Below are 17339 nucleotides of genomic sequence, written 5' to 3' on the forward strand. Positions count from 1 at the left end.
GCCTCTCCTCAGCCTTTGGCGCCCGCGGCGGGGCCGCGGTAGAACAGCGAGCGGCAGCCGAGAACCGCCACGACCACCAGCAATTGGACCGCCCCCATGATCATCGCGATGGCCGAGGCCATGGAGTAGTCGTACTCCTCGAACGCGGCCTGATAGGCGGCGATGGAGATGACGCGCGTGGCGTTGGCCGGATCGCCGACCAGCACCGCCGACGGCAGCACCGAGTAGGCCTGGACGAAGGACAGGCAGAAGGTGATAGCGAGGCCGGGGATCAGCAGCGGCAGGAAGACCTCACGGAAGCGGGCGGCCGGCCCGGCGCCGAGCGTCGCCGCCGCATTCTCCAGCGACGGGTCGATGCCGGTGACGTAGGACAGCGTCAGCAGGAAGGTGAAGGGGAAGCCGGTCAGCACCAGCGAGATGAAGACGCCCCAATAGCCGTTCAGCACCGAAATCGGGGTGGACAGCAGCCCGACCGCCATCAGGACCCGGTTGAACCAGCCCTGCGGCCCGAAATAGAACAGCATGCCTTCGGCGACCAGCACGGTGCCGAGCGTGATCGGCAGCACCAGCAGGGTGGTCAGCAGCCGCTGGCGCCGCATCAGCCGCACCCGGAAGGCGATGGGGATCGCGATCAGCAGGTTCAGCAGCGTCACCGGGAAAGCCAGCCGCAGCGTCTTGAAGATGGTGCCGTAGAGGAACGGATCGCTGAAGAATCTGGCATAGTTGCCGAACAGCGACCCGTCCTTCGGCTCGAAGGACAGCATCAGCCCGTACAGGAACGGGTAGATGAACAGCCCCAGGATCAGCGCCACGCAGGGCAGCACCAGCAGGGTCGCCCCGTCGATGCCGCGGGCGGCCAGCCGCTGGCGCAGGGTCGGGCCTTCGGCGCGGCCTTCCATGACGGCGCTCATCGCGCGTCACCGAACACCAGCACGCGGCCGGCCTCGGCGCCGAGCCGGATGGCGGCGCCCCGCTGCAGCGGATAAGGGGAGGCGAAATGCAGCTCCGTCCCCGACGCGGTAACGCCGACGCCGTGGAAGCCACGGCCACGATACTCCACCGCCTCCACCCGCACCGGAATGCCGCTGTCGGTGCCGGTCGGCTCAAGATCGTCGGGGCGGATCGCCGCGACGGCCGCCTTGCCGGCGGAGGCGGCCCGCATCCGGCCGCGGATCACCGTGCCTTCGATGTCGAGCAGGGCATCCTCGCCCTCCATCCCGACCAGTTCGCCATTGACGCGGTTGCGGAAACCCATGAAGTCGGCGACGTCGAGATGGGCGGGCAGGGCGTAAAGTTCCGCCGGGGTGCCGACCTGCCGGATGGCGCCGTCGCGCAGCACGACGATGCGGTCGGCCAGCGACAGCGCCTCTTCCTGGTCGTGGGTGACGTAGATGGTGGTGGAGCCGAGCGACTGGTGGATTCGGCGGATTTCCTGGCGCATCTCCAGCCGCAGCTTGGCGTCCAGATTGGAGAGCGGCTCGTCCATCAGCACCAGCGGCGGTTCGACCACGATGGCGCGGGCGATGGCGACGCGCTGCTGCTGGCCGCCCGACAGCTGGCCGGGCAGCTTCTCCGCCTGGGATTCCAGGCGCACCGCCGCCAGTGCGGCGTCGACGCGCTTTTCCAGTTCCGGCTTCGGAACGCCGCGCATGCGCAGGCCGAAACCGATGTTCTTGCGCACGGTCATGTGCGGGAACAGGGCGTAATTCTGGAAGACCATGCCGAAGCCGCGCTCTTCCGGCCGCAGCACGTCGACCCGGCGGTCATCCAGCATGATGCGTCCGCCGCTGACGGGCAGCAGCCCGGCGATGCAGTTCAGCGCGGTGGTCTTGCCGCAGCCCGAGGGGCCGAGCAGGGCGATGAACTCGCCTCGCTCGATGGTGAGGTCCAGCCCTTTCAGCGCCGTGAAGGCGTCGAACTCCCGCCTCACTCCCTGAAGGTGCAGTTGCTTGAAGGTGGTGGGTCCGACGTTCATTCCGGGGTCCTGTGGCTGGATGGAGCGCTGTCGCAGTTTGCGCCCTCTCCCGCCCCGGGAGAGGGCTTGCGAATGGGGCGCTGTCGTCAGCTGGAACGCTGTCACTTGCCCTTGCGCGCGCCGATCTCCTCGTCCCAGCGGCGGAAGGCCTGGACCAGCTTGTCGGCGGCGAGCGGCAGTTCGATGGGGTGGTCGGCGATCAGCTTGTCGTAGGACGGGCGGCCGAACTCGGCGATGGCGTCCTGGCTTTCCTTCGGCGCCATGGCGAGCGTCACGCCCTTCACCGCCGGGCCGGGATAGAAATAGCCCTCGTCATAGGTGTAGGCCTGCTGCGCCGGGGTCAGCAGGTGATTCATCAGGTCCAGGATGACGGCCAACTTTTCCGCCGACACGCCCTTGGGGATGCACATGTAATGGGCGTCGGCGACCCAGCGGAAATTCTCCACCGCGAAAACCTCGGCCGACTTCGGCACCACGCCGAGCACCCGCGGGTTGATGTCCCAGCCGGTGGTCGAGACGATGATGTCGAGCGACCCTTCGCCCAGCGCCTTCATGGTCGGGGTGGTGCCGGCCGGATAGGCCTCGATGGTCTCGCCCAGTTCGCGCAGGTAAGCCCAGGTCTTCTCCCAGCCATTGACGGGATCCTTGGGATCCTTGTCGCCCAGGATGTAGGGCAGCCCCATCAGGAAGGTGCGGCCGGGACCGGAATTGGCTGGGCGGGCATAGGCGAAGCGCTTCGGGTTGGCCTTCGCCCAGGACAGCAGCTCCGCCGCCGTCTTCGGCACCTGCTTCACCCGTTCCGGCGCATATTCGAACAGCGGGCCCGACGGGTAGTAGGTGACGACGACCCCCTGGCCTTCGGCGAGACCCTGCATGCGGGCGGCGGGCTCCAGATAGATGTCGGACAGCTTCGGCAGGTCACCGGCGCGATCCGGCAGCAAATTGATCCACAGCTTCTGGTCGATGCCGGCCGACAGCACGTCGGTGCCGGTAAGCACCAGATCGATGTCGACCCGGTTGGCGTCCTGCTGCGCCTTCAGCTTGCCGGGAAGTTCCGGCGCCGGCGCCTTGGAGAAGACGATGCGCGAGGCCCAGTCGGGCTTGGCCTTGCGGTAGTTCTCGATCGCCTTCTGGGTCAGCGCCAGATTGCCGGCGACATCCACCACGTTCAGCGTGACCGGGCTCGCCGGCTTCTGCAAGGCCGCGAAAACCGGACGGCCGGCAGCCAGCAAACCGGCGGTGCCGGCGGAGGCCGCAAGGAAGCCGCGTCTCGAAATCCCGAGGTCGATCATTGGAAGGTCCCTCCCGTTCAAGGCATTTTTTGGGTGTGGCCGGCAAGCTGGAAGCGGCCGGCGCACCAGGGGCCCGGCCGGACTGCGATCGATGTAGCGGAAGATGCGGATAATTCGTAACCCGTCCAAATGCTAGTATGGTAGCCGGGCGCCCGCAAGCCGAAACTTGTATGGTAGTGCCGCGCGCATGCGATTTTGCGCAGGAGGCTGGGAGACCGGGCGGGCCTATGCGCATGCCCTTATGCGACGTCGCATTTCTCAGCGCTGCGAATTATGGAAATCATTTCGCACCAGCACACGGACGGTTGAAACTTCTGACAGAATGGGCATGCTGTCGCCGATGGTCTGACCACTTCGCGTGCAGGGGGATTCTCCTGCCCGGACTTTGATCATCCCCATTCAAGTATCCAGCGTTCGCGCATCGACCCGTATCCGTCAATCCTCGACCAGGAAACCGTCGCCCATGTCCGCCATCCTGCTGCAGGAAAGTTCCGAGACGAAGGACCAGCCGCTCCGCGAAGATATCCGCCTGCTGGGGCGCATCCTGGGCGACACCGTCCGCAGCCAGGAGGGGGAGGCGGTGTTCGACATCGTCGAGCGGATCCGCCAGACCTCCATCCGCTTCCACCGTGAAGAGGACCAGGGCGCCCGCAAGGAGCTGGAGGCGATCCTGAACAGCCTGTCGCCGCCGCAGACGGCGCGGGTGGTGCGGGCCTACAGCTTCTTCTCGCACCTCGCCAACATCGCCGAGGACCAGCACCACATCCGCCGCACCCGCGCCCATGCGCTCGCCGGGTCGGCCCCGCGCGAAGGCACGATGGCCCACGCGCTGGACGAGGCGACGAAGGCCGGCGTCACCACCCAGCAGCTGAAGGAGTTCTTCGACGGCGCGCTGGTCAGCCCGGTGCTGACCGCCCACCCGACCGAGGTGCAGCGCAAGAGCATCCTGACCGTGCAGATGGCGGTCGCCAACCTGCTGGCGGAGCGCGACCACGGGCCGATGACGCCGGAGGAGGAGGAGACCAACCTCGAATCGCTCCAGCGCGCCGTGCTGACGCTGTGGCAGACCGCGATCCTGCGCGCCACCAAGCTGGCGGTAACCGACGAGGTGGCGAACGGCCTGACCTTCTACGACTACACCTTCCTGCGCGAGATGCCGCGCTTCTACGCTCAGCTGGAAGACCATCTGCGCAAGACCGACCCGTCCTGGGCGACGACGGAGCTGCCGTCCTTCCTGCGCATGGGCAGCTGGATCGGCGGCGACCGCGATGGCAACCCCTTCGTCACCGCCCCCGTCCTGCGGCAGGCGATGCGGATGCAGAGCACCCGCGCCCTGCAATTCTATCTGGATGAACTGCACACGCTGGGGTCGGAGCTGTCGCTGAGCACCCGCGTCATCGACGTGTCGGAGCCGCTGCGCCAGTTGGCCGAACGCTCGCCCGATCCCTCGCCGCACCGCAAGCTGGAGCCGTACCGCCGCGCCATTTCCGGCCTCTATGCGCGGGTCGCCGCGACCCTGCGGACGCTGGACGGGCTGGAGGCGCCGCGCCACGCCGTGGGCGACGCACCGCCCTACCTGACCCCGGCGGAGTTCCGCGCCGACCTCGACATCATCGACCGCTCGCTGACCGTCAACGGTTCGGCCGCACTCGCCAAGGGCCGGCTGCGCCACCTGCGACGCGCGGTGGACCTGTTCGGTTTCCATCTGGCCAGCATCGACCTGCGCCAGAACTCCGACGTGCATGAGCGGTCCGTGGCGGAACTGCTGTCCTTCGCCGACGTCGGCGTGGATTACAAGACGCTGTCGGAGGACGAACGGATCGAACTGCTGGTGCGGGAGCTCGAAACCAACCGTCCGCTCGCCTCGCGCTACGCCGATTATTCGGAGGAGACCGGGTCCGAACTGGACATCCTGCGCACCGCCGCCGAATCCCGCGCCCGCTTCGGCGCCGATGCGGTGGTGAACTGCGTCATCTCCAAGACCGACGGCGTGTCGGACATCCTTGAGGTCGCCGTCCTGCTGAAGGAAGCCGGGCTGCTGCGGCCGAAGGAAAAGGCGCTGGACCTGAACATCGCGCCGCTGTTCGAGACCATCGGCGATCTGCGCAACTGCGCCGTCACCATGGACCGGCTGCTGTCGATCCCGACCTACCGGCGCTTCCTGGAGAGCCGCGGCAACCTGCAGGAGGTGATGCTCGGCTATTCGGACAGCAACAAGGACGGCGGTTTCCTCACTTCAGGCTGGGAGCTGTACAAGGCCGAGATCGCACTGGTCGAGGTGTTCGCCAAGCATGGCGTGCGGCTGCGGCTGTTCCACGGCCGCGGCGGTTCGGTCGGCCGCGGCGGCGGCCCCAGCTATCAGGCGATCCTCGCCCAACCGGCCGGTGCCGTGCAGGGCGCCATCCGCATCACCGAACAGGGCGAGGTCATCGCCGGCAAATATTCCAACCCGGAAGTCGGCCGCCGCAACCTGGAAACGCTTGCCGCGGCGACATTGGAAGCCACGCTGCTGCACCCGGAATCGGCCGCCCCCTGTTCTGATCAGTTCCTCCAGACCATGGAAGAGCTGTCGGAGCACGCCTTCAAGGCCTATCGCGGGCTGGTTTACGACACCGAGGGCTTCGAGAAGTATTTCTGGGAATCGACGGTGATCGGCGAGATCGCCAACCTGAACATCGGCAGCCGTCCGGCGTCGCGCAAGAAGTCGACCAGCATCGAGGATCTGCGCGCCATCCCCTGGGTGTTCAGCTGGGCGCAATGCCGCCTGATGCTGCCGGGCTGGTACGGCTTCGGATCGGCAGTGAAGGCGTATCTGGCCCAGCATCCCGACGGGATGGAACGGCTGCGCGCCATGCACCGCGACTGGGGCTTCTTCAGCACGCTGCTGTCCAACATGGACATGGTGCTGTCCAAGTCGAACATCGCCATTGCGTCGCGCTATGCCGGGCTGGTGTCGGACCCGGCGCTGCGCGACGCCATCTTCTCCCGCATCCGGGCGGAGTGGCAGGACAGCATCGACGCGCTGCTGGCGATCACCGGCCAGACGGCCCTGCTTGAGAACAACCCGCTGCTGGCGCGGTCGATCCGCAACCGCTTCCCCTATCTGGACCCGCTGAACCATGTCCAGGTCGAGTTGCTGAAGCGCCACCGCACCAGCGACAGTGGCGAGCAGATCGCCCGCGGCATCCATCTGACCATCAACGGTATCGCCGCCGGTCTGCGCAACAGCGGCTGACCGCTTTACTGCACCGCACCACCGCGCGGCTTTCCGCCGTAGCGTTGCCCACGAACGCGCCTTTCCTCCACCGCGAGGAAGGGCGCATTTTGTTTGCAGACGAAGGGCTTGGTCCGACTTGCCCTTTTCTTGTGCGGTGCACGATCAACTCTTCGGCAGCGCAAAACAAGCGGCGGTTCTTGGGGGCTGGCCAAAATAAGTCACGAGATATCAGCCGAAAATCCAAGTTGATCGCCTCTGAATATTTTGATACCCCATGCCTCCCCGAGAGGAGAAATGGTATGACCACTCAATCCCAGCAGCAGCAGATGGCCCAGCAGCAACAGGCGCGGGCCGGCATCAACACCCAGGGCGGCACCCCCAGCACCCAGGGCGGCGCCACCGATACACACGAGGAATTCTGCGGCGGCGCCTGTGGCGCCGGTGCCGGCGCCGCGGTGATCTGGCGGCCGATCATGGTGGAGCCGCGTCGCCGCTGAGCGACCGTCTTGGCATAAAGAAAGCCCCTCTCCGGTAAAGGAGAGGGGCTTTCTTTTTGTGGCCTATCGCTTCTGAGGACCGGTCAGCCCGCCCGCATGCGGTTGACCAGGCCGTCGACCTGGGACCCCAGCGACCGCACCTCGTCGGCGACGGTGGAGGAGGCGGTCAGCACGCGGGTGGCGGATTCGCCGGATTCCGCGGCGGCGCGGGCGACGGAATCGATGTTGCGGCGGACATGCTGGGTGCCGTCGGCGGCCTCGCCCACATTGCGGGCGATCTCGCGGGTGGCGGCACTCTGCTGCTCGACCGCCGCGGCGACGGTGGCGGCGATCTCGTTGATCTCGCGGATGGTGCCGGCGATGGAGCGGATGGCATCCACCGCCTCCTGAGTCACCGACTGCATCGCCTGGATCTGGCTGGAGATCTCCTCCGTCGCCTTGCCGGTCTGGTTGGCGAGGCTCTTGACCTCCGACGCCACGACGGCGAAGCCCTTGCCGGCCTCCCCGGCGCGGGCGGCCTCGATCGTCGCGTTCAACGCCAGCAGGTTGGTCTGGCTGGCGATGTCGTTGATGAGTTGCACCACTTCGCCGATCTTGTTGGCGGATTGCGACAGCCCCTCCACCGTGCGGTCGGTGCGTTCGGCCTCGGTCGCCGCCTTGCGGGCGATCTGGCTGGAGGCGTGGACCTGGCTGCCGATCTCCTGGATCGAAGCCGACAACTCCTCCGTCGCCGCAGCCACCGCCTTGACGCTGCCTTCGGCCTGCTGCGAGGTGCTGGCGGCGGTGGCCGCCTCGCCGGTGGTGGCCTCGGCGTTGCGGCTCATGCGCTGGGCCATGTCCTGCATCTCGCCGGCGGCGCGGGCGACGCGGTCGAGCACGCCGCGCACGCTGCTCTCGAAATTCTCCGCCATCTCGACCATGGCGCGGCGGCGTTCGCCGGCAGCACGGCTGCGCTCCGCCTCGGCACGGGCGTTGGCGGCGCTCGCCTCGTTGGCGGTGTCGCGGAAGACCATCAGGGCCCGGGTCATGTCGCCGATCTCGTCGGAACCGGCAGCGGGGATAGGCGCGTTCAGGTTTCCGGCGGCGATCGCCCGCATGGCATCGGACAGCTGGCTGATGCGCGCGACGATGTTGCGGCCGACGACGAACCACGCGAGAGCGGCGGCACCGATCAGGCTGGCGACCGCGAACAGGATCAGCATCTTGCGGCCGGCCGACAGCGCATCGGTCGCCCCGGCGGCTGCGGTGTCCGCCTCCTGCTTCATCGCGGAGATCTGGTCGTCGATCATGCCGGCGAACTGCCGGGCGATCTGGCGATTCTCCGCCAGGACCTTCACGTTCTCTTCGGCGGCGGCGAGTTCGGAGCGGCGCAGCTTGAACAGGCTGGTGTCGCCCTTGCCGAATCCGGCCAGGACCTCGGCGCTCTTGACCAGCTTCGGCAGCCCGTCGTCGCCGGTGACCTGCAGCGCCTTCAGCCGCTCCTCCATCGCCTTGGCGGCGGTGGTGAAACGGGTTTCCAGCATCGTCAGCCGTTCGGCGCTGGGTGCCTGCGTCGCCTCGTTCAGCGCGCCGACGGTGGCGGCGGCGTAGGTCGACAACTCCAGATAGCTGCGGAAACGGGCCAGCCCGTCGCCCAGCAGATCCTGCATGGAATCGCGGGTCTGCGAGCGGACATTGACGCTCGACAGCTTGATTTCCGCCTTCAGCCGCATCAACGGCGATTCCATCTGCTCCAGCAGGGACGCCTGCCGGCGTGCGGCGTCGGCCAGGACATCGGCCGTCTTCTGGCGCAGGGCTTCCCGTTCGGCGCTGCCGATCGGCAGTTCCAGGGCCTTGCGGCGCATGTCGAAGATGCCGGTGGCGCCGTCGCCCAGCTGGAAGAAGGCGTCGAGACCGTCGGAGGCCTCCTTGCTCAGGCGGCTGCCGATCTGCGCGGTGGCGCTGACGATACGGGCGGCCGCTTCCAGATAGCTCTGCTGGTGCTGGGTGACGGCGAAGGCGGTCTCCGCACTCCCGGCGCGGGTCAGGGACTCCGACGCCACGCCCAGGTCGCCGCGCACTTCAAACATGGTGATCAGGGAGCGGACGGCGTCGCCCAGCGCGTTCATGTCGCGCTCGGTGCTGTTGTCCAGCGTCTCGCCCTTGCTGCGGAGGGTGGCGCCAGCCCGCTCGGTCAGCGGAGCGAGGTTGGACAGGAAAGCGTCGTAGGATTTCGCCAGATCGACGGCCATCGCCTCGCGCGTGCCGCGGACGGACAGGCGCTGGTTGGCCGCGGCGTTGCCATGCTCCAGCGTGGCGATCAGCCCTTCGGTCTTGCTGCGCAGCTCGCCGATCCGCGGGTCGCCGGACCGGTGGGAGGCCAGTTCCTCCACCAGGGCGCCCAGCGCCTTGCCGTTGCCCATGATCTCGCCATAGACGCGCTCGCGCTCGCTCTGGCTTTCCGCCGCGGCCAGCACCGGGGCGGCGGCGGCGATGCCGCTGCTTTCGCCCGACAGGCGCTTGGCCAGTTCCATCTCCGGCAGGCCGGTGCCAACGATCTGCGTCAGCGGCCGTTCCACCGCCGAGAAGGACGTCAGCCCGACGATGCTGGCGGCGACCGTCATGCCGGCCATACCGGCGAATGCGAGCAGAAGCTTGCCGCGTACCCCCATCCGTCTGCTGCGTGGGGTGCCGTCCTGGCGGTTCGTCCTCGTGGTGTCGTCGCGCGCGTCCATCGTCATATGCGTCCTGCTCCCCGGAAAATGCGTCAGATCGGGCTTTTTGCCCGTTTTGTTCGTTCCTGCCGGCCGCAGACCGCTCCCCCACTCCCGGAGATTGGCACCGATCCGCACTGCTTGGCAGACCAACCATACCGCAGTGTGGTTGACAGATCCTTACGGAGGAACTCTCATTTTCCGCCATTCCGGGTTCTAGCCATTTTGGGTTACGACCACCCGACGGCTGATGCGGCGTGCGTCATTATGACCATCCGCCACCCCCGAACGTTATAGGGCCTCTCCCCGACTCCGGCCGCGTGATAGTCTGCCCCGGAAATCATCGGCGAGGGGGAGTGGCATGCGGGTCTGGCAGGCGGCGTTCGCACCTCCGGCGGCGGAGCTGGCTCCGCAACCGGCCGATCTCGTCCTGGTGTTCGGTTCCTTCGACATCTTCGACGGCCCGGACCTCGCCGCCCGGTTGGCCTCCGCATTCCCCGGCGCGGTGATCGCCGGATGCAGCACGGCGGGCGAGATCGCCGGCGACGCCGTGCTCGACGGGTCCTGCACCGTCACCGCCATCCGCTTCGACCGTGGCGGCGATGCGGTCGCGGTCGAGGCCGACATCGCCTCCGCCGCCGACAGCCAGCAGGCGGGGGAAGTGCTGGGAAAGGCGCTTGCCGCCCGGCCCGGATTGTCAGGGGTTCTGCTGTTCGCCCGCGGCGTCGGCGTGAACGGCAGCGCGTTGATCGACGGGCTGTCCTCGCGCCTGCCGGCGGGTCTTCCGGTGTCGGGCGGGCTGGCCGGCGACGGCGGCGCCTTCGTCCGCACGCTGGTGCTGGGGCCGTCCGGCGTGTCCGACAGCCGGGCGGTGGCGGTCGGATTTTACGGCAGAAGCCTGCATCTCGGCCTCGGCTCCGTCGGCGGATGGGAACCGTTCGGGCCGGCTCGCAAGGTGACGAAGGCCGTCGGCAACCTGCTGCTCCAGTTGGACGGCGAGCCGGCGCTGAACGTCTACAAGCGCTATCTCGGCGACTATGCCCGCGACCTGCCGGCGTCGGGCTTGCTGTTTCCGTTCGAACTGCTGAACGGCAACCATGATTCGGTCGGGCTGATCCGCACCATCCTCGGCATCGACGAGGCGGCCGGCGGCCTGATCCTGGCCGGCACGGTGGAGGAGGGCTTCTTCCTGCGGCTGATGCACGCCAGCACCGACGGGCTGGTCGACGGAGCGGAGCAGGCCGGCGCCATTGCTGCGGCCGGCAGCGAGGGAGGGGGCGGAGCGCAGGGCGACCGGCTCGCCCTTCTGGTCAGCTGCGTCGGGCGCAAGCTGGTGATGGGCGACCGGGTGGAGGAGGAGGTGCAGGCGGTGGCGGACCGTATGGGGCCCGGCGCCGTACTGGCCGGCTTCTATTCTTATGGGGAGATCGGGCCGATGCGCGATCTGGTCGATTGCCGGCTGCACAACCAGACGATGACGGTCGCCCTGCTGACGGAACGCTGACCGCATGCACCGCCTGCTGCAAAGCCAGTTCAAGCGGGTGCTGGGCCTGCCGACCGCCGAGGCGGCGGACTCCGTCCTGACCGAGCTGAAGGCGCTCGCCGGCACCCCCGGCCTGTCGGCCGACGCGGCGCGGATGCTGGACTCGCTGCCGGCGCTGTTCGCCCGCATCGGCCAGAGCTATGAGCAGGCCGACCGCGACCTGACGCTCAGGGCGCGCAGCCTGCAGCTGAGTTCGGAGGAGTTGGCAGACACCAACGAGCGGCTGCGGCGCGAGGCGGCGGCCCAGGCCCATGCCATCCGCCGGCTGCGCGGCATCGCCAACAGCCTGCTGCGGGCAGACGGCCGCCCCGAACTGCCGGATTCCGCCGACAGCAGCCCAACCGACAGCCTGGAACGGCTGAGCCAGCTTATGGCGGCGCTGGTGGAGGAGCGGTCGGCGGCGCTTCGGGCGCTGGAGCAGCAGAAATTCGCGCTCGACCAGCATGCGATCGTCAGCATCACCGACCACCGCGGCATCATCACCTACGCCAACGACAAGTTCTGCCAGATCAGCGGCTTCAGCCGCGAGGAGTTGCTGGGCCGGTCGCACCGCATCGTCAGTTCCGGCCGCCACCCCTCCGGCTTCTTCGCGGAGATGTGGCACACCGTCATGGACGGGCAGGTCTGGCACGGCGAGATCTGCAACCGCACCAAAGCGGGCGAGGAGTATTGGGTCGCGGCGACCATCGTCCCGCTGCTGACCGCCGACGGCCAGCCGCACCAGTACATCGCCATCCGCACCGACATCACCGAGCGCAAGCGGATGGAGGCGGAGCTTGAGGACAGCCGGCGCTTCCTGCAGAGCATCACCGACAGCATGGGCGAGGGCGTCTTCTCGCTGGACCGCAACGGCTTCTGCACCTTCCTGAATCCGGAAGCCGAACGTCTGCTCGGCTGGTCGTTGGCGGATCTGCGCGGCATCACCCTGCATGACGCCGTCCACTACATGGATGGACAGGGGCAGCAGGTCTCCGGCGCGGACTGCGCGGTGCTGAACACCGTCCGGCGTGGCGAGATCCATCGTTCGGAAACCGACCATTTCGTCCGGCGCGACGGCACCATCTTCCCCATCGCCATCACCGCGGTGCCGCTGCGCGAGGATGGCCGCATCGTCGGTTCCGTCACCGTCTTCCAGGACATCACCGAACGCCAGCGCATACTGACGGCCCTGCAGGAAAGCGAGGAGCGGCTGACGGTGGCGCTCGACGCCTCCAACACCGGGCTGTGGGACTGGAACCCGGTGACGGGTCACGCCTATTTCTCCGACCGCTGGCTCGGCATGCTGGGCTATGCCCCCGGCGAGCTTCCCGGCAACGGCTCCACCTGGCTCGGGCTGCTGCACGAGGGCGACCGGGAGCGCGTGCTGGCGACGCTGGAGGAGCATGTGGCCGGCCGCGCCGCGGTCTACGAGGTCGAGTTCCGCATGCGCCACAAGTCCGGCGCCTGGGTCTGGATCCTGTCGGCCGGCAAGGTGACGGAGCGCGATGCGGACGGCCTGCCCACCCGCATCACCGGCATCCACAAGGACGTGACCGACCGCAAGCGGACCGAGGACGAGCTGGCCCGCGCCAAGGAGGAGGCCGACCGCGCCAACCGGCAGAAGAGCGACTTCCTGGCCAACATGAGCCACGAGATCCGCACGCCGATGAACGCGGTGATCGGGCTCAGCCATCTGATGATGAAGACGGAGCTGACGCCGCGTCAGCGCGACTATCTGGACAAGATCCACGCCTCCTCGCGCAGCCTGCTCGGCATCATCAACGACATCCTCGACTTCTCGAAGGTCGAGGCCGGAAAGCTGACGATCGAGGCGATCCCCTTCCACATCGGCGACGTGCTGCAGGAGGTGGCGACGGTCGTCCTGCCCAAGGTGCGGGAAAAGGGGCTGGAGCTGATCGTCGACCTGCATGGCGGCGTGCCGGGAGCGCTGGTCGGCGACCCGCTGAGGCTGGGGCAGGTGATTCTCAACCTCGTCTCCAACGCCGTGAAGTTCACGGAGCGGGGCGAGGTGGTGGTGACGGTGGACGGGCGCATCGGCACCGGCGACGATTACCGGCTGGAGGTGGAGGTCTGCGACACCGGCATCGGCATGTCGCCGGAACAGGCGGCTGCGCTGTTCCGCCCTTTTACCCAGGCCGACAGCTCCACCACGCGGCGCTTCGGCGGCACCGGGCTGGGGCTGGCGATCTGCCGGCAACTGGTGGAGCTGATGGGCGGCGGCGTGTCGGTGGAAAGCCGGCCGGGGGAAGGCAGCATCTTCCGCTTCGCCATCCGCTGCCGGGTCGCGGCCGGCGACACCGCCGACGACCGGCTGCCGCGCGACCTGATGGAACGCCGGGTTCTGGTGGTGGACGACAGCGACGCCGTGCGCTCCATCCTGACCGACATGCTGGAACGCTTCGGTCTGACCGTGGAATCGGTCGGCGACGGCTGGTCGGCGCTGCGCCGGCTGGAGGAGGGGCAGGCCGGGGCGAAGCCGGCGGTGGAGCTGGTGGTGCTGGACTGGCGCATGCCGGACCTCGACGGGGTGGAGACGCTGCGCCGTCTGCGCACGCTGCCCGGTGCCCAGCCGCCGGTGGTGATGACCACCGCCTATGGCGCCGATGGGGTGCAAGGGGCGCTGGACGGTGCGCTGGGCGCGGTCACCGCCGTGCTGGAAAAGCCGGTGACGCCCTCCGCCATGTTCGATTCGGTGATGATGGCGCTGGGCGGGGCGGCCCGGCCCGCCGATACCGCACGCCGGGCGAACGACCCCACCCAGTCGACGGAGCTTTCGGCACTGGTCGGGCGCAGCGTTCTGCTGGTGGAGGACAATCCGGTCAACCAGCAGGTCGCCTGCGGCCTGTTGGAACTGGTCGGCATCGAGGCGACCGTGGTCGGCAGCGGCGAGGAGGCCCTGCAGTGCCTGCGCGAGGTGAAGTTCGACCTCGTGCTGATGGACGTGCAGATGCCGGGGCTCGACGGCTATGAGACGACGCGGCTGATCCGCCGCGACCTGGAGCTGTCGAGCCTGCCGATCATCGCCATGACCGCCCACGCCATGGCCGGCGACCGCGAACGCTGCCTCGATTCCGGCATGAACGACCATGTCTCCAAGCCGATCGATCCGGACACGCTGTATGCGGCGCTCGCCCGCTGGCTGAAGCCGGTGCGCGGGATCGGGGGTGCCGCAGCCGGAACGGTCGCGATGCCGGCCGCAGCCGTGTCGGCCGCCCCGGCGCTGCCCGACAGCCTGCCGGCGCTCGACCTTGCCGTCGCCCGGCGCAACGTGAACGGCAACCTCGCCCTGCTGCGCCGAATCCTGACCGATTTCGCCGCCATCCACGAGGGGGAGGCCGTGCGCCTGGCCGCCGCGGTGCGGGAGGAGCGCTGGAAGGACGTGCTGCGACTGTCCCACACGCTGAAGGGCACCGCGGCCACGGTCGGCGCCATGGACCTGTCCGCCCTGGCCGGGCGGATCGAGGCCGGCGCGATGACGGTGCCGCCGGTCCTGGAGGACGGCGTGCTCGACCGGCTGGCCGACGCCCTCGCGCTGGTGGTGGAGGGGATCGGCACCCTCGGCCGGCCGGCGGCGGACAGCGTCCCGGCAGCGGAGTCGCCGATGGCACCGCCATCCTCGGCGGCCGGGCTTCCGCGCGACCTGCTGCGGGCCGCCCTGCCGCTGGCCGACCGGCTGGGCGGTCTGCTGATCGCCGGCGACCCGGAGGCGGGCGATCTGGCCGATGCGCTCGCCCGCCTGCTGACCGGCAGCCCTGTGGCGCAAATGGCGGAGCGGGTGAACCGCCATGCCGGCGCCTTCGATTTCGACGACGCGGCCACCGCCCTGACCGAACTGCGCGACCGCCTGCGTGACTGGAGAGAGACCGCGACATGAGCCTGCCGAACCCGGTTGCCCTGCCGAACGGCGACAAGCCGCGCATCCTGGTCGTCGACGACGAGCCGATCAACCTGAAGGTGATGGCCGACCTGCTGCGCGACAGCTATGGCCTGATCGTGGCGAAGGACGGGCCGCAGGCGCTCGCCCGTCTGGCCGGCGACCCTTTGCCCGACCTGATCCTGCTGGACGTGATGATGCCGGGCATGGATGGGGTGGAGGTCTGCCGGAAACTGAAGGAGGATGCCCGCACCCGCGAGGTCCCGGTGATCTTCATCACCGCCATGGGGCAGGTCCATGACGAGACCCGCGGGTTCGAGGTCGGGGCCGTCGACTACATCACCAAGCCGATCTCGCCGCCGGTGGTGCTGGCGCGGGTTCGCACCCACATCGCCCTGCGCGAGGCGCGGCGCGCGCTCGCCGACCAGAACCGCCAGCTGGAGGACCGGGTGGCGGAGCGCACGCGCGACTTGCTGCGCGCCCAGGACGCCACCATCCGCGCCATGGCCTCGCTGGCGGAAACCCGCGACAACGAGACCGGCAACCACATCCGCCGGACCCAGAACTATGTGCTGGCGCTCGCCCTCCATCTCAGCCGCGATCCGCGCTATGCCGGCCGGCTGGACGAGGAAACCATCGAGCTGCTCTACAAATCGGCGCCGCTGCACGATGTCGGCAAGGTCGGCATCCCGGATTCGATCCTGCTGAAGCCGGGCAAGCTCAGCGATGACGAATTCCATGTGATGAAGACCCACGCCGCGCTGGGCCACGACGCCATCTTCGCCGCCGAAGGGCAGGCCGAGATCGCGTTGGCCGGCGAAAGCTCCTTCCTGCGCATCGCGCGGGAGATCGCGCACGGCCACCACGAGCGCTGGGACGGCACCGGCTATCCCCAGGGACTGGCGGGGGAGGCGATCCCGCTGTCGGCCCGGCTGATGGCGGTCGCCGACGTATACGACGCGCTGATCAGCCGCCGCTGCTACAAGCCGCCCTTCCCGCACGAGAAGGCGGCGGCGATCATCCGCGAAGGCAGCGGCAGCCATTTCGACCCCGCCGTGGTCGCTGCCTTCACCGCGCTGGAGGACGAGTTCATGGACATCGCCAGCCGCTACAGCGACGAGGTGTGACGGCGCGGTCCCCCGCTAAATCCAGGAATCGTCCCCACCACCGCTGCCACCGTCGTCGAAGGACGAATCGTCGTATGATGCATCGTCGGCCGGCGGCGGATCGGGGTCGTAGGACGCGTCCTGCGCCGCATCCGGCGCCGTGTCGCCCTGCGGTCCCTGGTCGTCGCCGTAATAGTTGTTGTTGATCACGGTCTCGTTGATCGTCTCGCCGCCCAGGGGCTGGGCCATCGCCGTGCCGAAGGGGCCGGGCGAATGGTGCAGCAGGGAGGAGATGGCGCTTGCCGCCAGCATGCCGCCGGCCACCCCCGCCGCGGTCTGCGCCGCACCGGCGAAAAACCCGCCGCCGCGCGGAGCCATGCCCGGCTGCGGGAAGGGGGGAGGGCTATATGGCTGCTGCGGATAGGCGGCACCCGGCGCGGCACTCCAGGGGCTGCGGCCGGCAACCGGCTGTCCCTGGGGCGGCTGTCCTTGAGGCGGCTGCGGATAGGACGGGGCAGCGGGAGGTTCGGCCCCACGTCCCCAGGGGCTGCGGCCGATGCCGAGCGCGTTCGACAGGAAGCTGCCGCCGGATTGCGCCGGCTGGGCCGGGCGGTCGCGCAGTTGCCGCTCCAGCTCCTCGATCCGGGTCTGGGCTGCGGTCAGCGCCTGCTGCTGCACCAGCACCGTCTGCGCCAAGTAATAGGACGACAGCGGCTGGTCCTGGACCGACCGGCGGATGAAGTCCTCCGCTTCGGCATCGCGCGGCTGGGATTGCTGCTGCGTTTCCACCTCGCGCAGGCGGCGGAACAGGTCGGACAGAAGCGTGCGTTCCTCGGGGGTCATCGGCGTCTCCTAACATGGCGCCCGTCGCAAGGGGTGCCACCCCTTGATGTGGAGTCACCATCCCCCACCGGACAAGTCCCCAGTTGGGCGGCCCCGCTCGCGAAGACCATTCTGCCGCCCGACGCGGCCTTGGTCGTTTCGTTTCAGAATATCTGCAACATCACGCAATCGCGCCAGCAACTTGCCGAACATTCCGAACGCGGTTCTTCAGACGCCGGACTGTTGGCCTGACCATTGTGGGAATAGAGGCGGCTATATCGGCTATGGCGTCACCAGCTTAACATATGACATTGACGGGG

At 68.4% G+C, this 17339-nt stretch carries 10 protein-coding genes; 5 read left to right on the forward strand and 5 right to left on the reverse strand.

The window, feature by feature from the left end:
• Positions 1 to 8: 8 nt before the first annotated feature.
• From M5E06_RS33510 to M5E06_RS33520, 3 genes are all read right to left on the reverse strand, one after another.
• A complete protein-coding gene (locus tag M5E06_RS33510; protein ID WP_109151090.1) occupies positions 9 to 911 on the reverse strand; it encodes an ABC transporter permease in 903 nt (300 codons plus the stop codon).
• Positions 908 to 1975 (reverse strand): ABC transporter ATP-binding protein, encoded by a 1068-nt coding sequence (locus tag M5E06_RS33515; protein ID WP_252141965.1) that lies wholly within the window; start codon positions 1973 to 1975, stop codon positions 908 to 910. The genes M5E06_RS33510 and M5E06_RS33515 overlap by 4 nt, the downstream gene beginning before the upstream one ends.
• Before the next feature lie 101 nt (positions 1976 to 2076).
• Entirely contained in the window at positions 2077 to 3267 is a 1191-nt protein-coding gene (locus M5E06_RS33520) for an extracellular solute-binding protein (protein ID WP_109151088.1), read from the reverse strand.
• Positions 3268 to 3730: 463 nt separating this feature from the next.
• On the opposite strand from M5E06_RS33520, the gene ppc reads away from it, so the two are divergent.
• Both ppc and M5E06_RS33530 read left to right on the forward strand, forming a co-directional pair.
• Entirely contained in the window at positions 3731 to 6502 is a 2772-nt protein-coding gene (gene ppc, locus M5E06_RS33525) for a phosphoenolpyruvate carboxylase (protein ID WP_252141966.1), read from the forward strand.
• Between the two features lie 281 nt (positions 6503 to 6783).
• Positions 6784 to 6981 carry a hypothetical protein gene (locus tag M5E06_RS33530; RefSeq protein ID WP_252141967.1) on the forward strand — a complete coding sequence of 66 codons (198 nt, stop codon included), beginning with the start codon at positions 6784 to 6786 and terminating at the stop codon, positions 6979 to 6981.
• Between the two features lie 83 nt (positions 6982 to 7064).
• On the opposite strand, the gene M5E06_RS33535 is transcribed toward M5E06_RS33530, so the two are convergent.
• Complete coding sequence (locus M5E06_RS33535; RefSeq protein ID WP_252141968.1) at positions 7065 to 9701, reverse strand: methyl-accepting chemotaxis protein; 2637 nt, start codon at positions 9699 to 9701, stop codon at positions 7065 to 7067.
• A 334-nt stretch (positions 9702 to 10035) separates the two neighbouring features.
• Between M5E06_RS33535 and M5E06_RS33540 the strand changes: the two genes are divergently transcribed.
• The 3 genes from M5E06_RS33540 to M5E06_RS33550 are packed head-to-tail and all read left to right on the forward strand — an operon-like array spanning position 10036 to position 16218.
• Positions 10036 to 11178, forward strand: a complete 1143-nt coding sequence (locus M5E06_RS33540; protein ID WP_252141969.1) for an FIST signal transduction protein — start codon at positions 10036 to 10038, stop codon at positions 11176 to 11178.
• A 4-nt stretch (positions 11179 to 11182) separates the two neighbouring features.
• On the forward strand, positions 11183 to 15091 hold the full coding sequence (locus M5E06_RS33545; protein ID WP_252141970.1) for a PAS domain S-box protein: 3909 nt from the start codon (positions 11183 to 11185) through the stop codon (positions 15089 to 15091).
• Positions 15088 to 16218 (forward strand): response regulator, encoded by a 1131-nt coding sequence (locus tag M5E06_RS33550; protein ID WP_252141971.1) that lies wholly within the window; start codon positions 15088 to 15090, stop codon positions 16216 to 16218. Before M5E06_RS33545 ends, M5E06_RS33550 begins: the two co-directional genes overlap by 4 nt.
• Positions 16219 to 16233: 15 nt before the next feature.
• Here the strand turns inward: M5E06_RS33550 and M5E06_RS33555 are convergent, their stop codons facing one another.
• The gene (locus M5E06_RS33555; protein ID WP_252141972.1) at positions 16234 to 17040 is read right to left on the reverse strand and encodes a DUF2076 domain-containing protein; all 807 of its coding nucleotides are present in this window, start codon (positions 17038 to 17040) and stop codon (positions 16234 to 16236) included.
• Positions 17041 to 17339 lie beyond the last annotated feature (299 nt).

The sequence above is a fragment of the Azospirillum sp. A1-3 genome (genome assembly GCF_023806445.1).
In the GTDB taxonomy this organism is placed as follows: domain Bacteria; phylum Pseudomonadota; class Alphaproteobacteria; order Azospirillales; family Azospirillaceae; genus Azospirillum.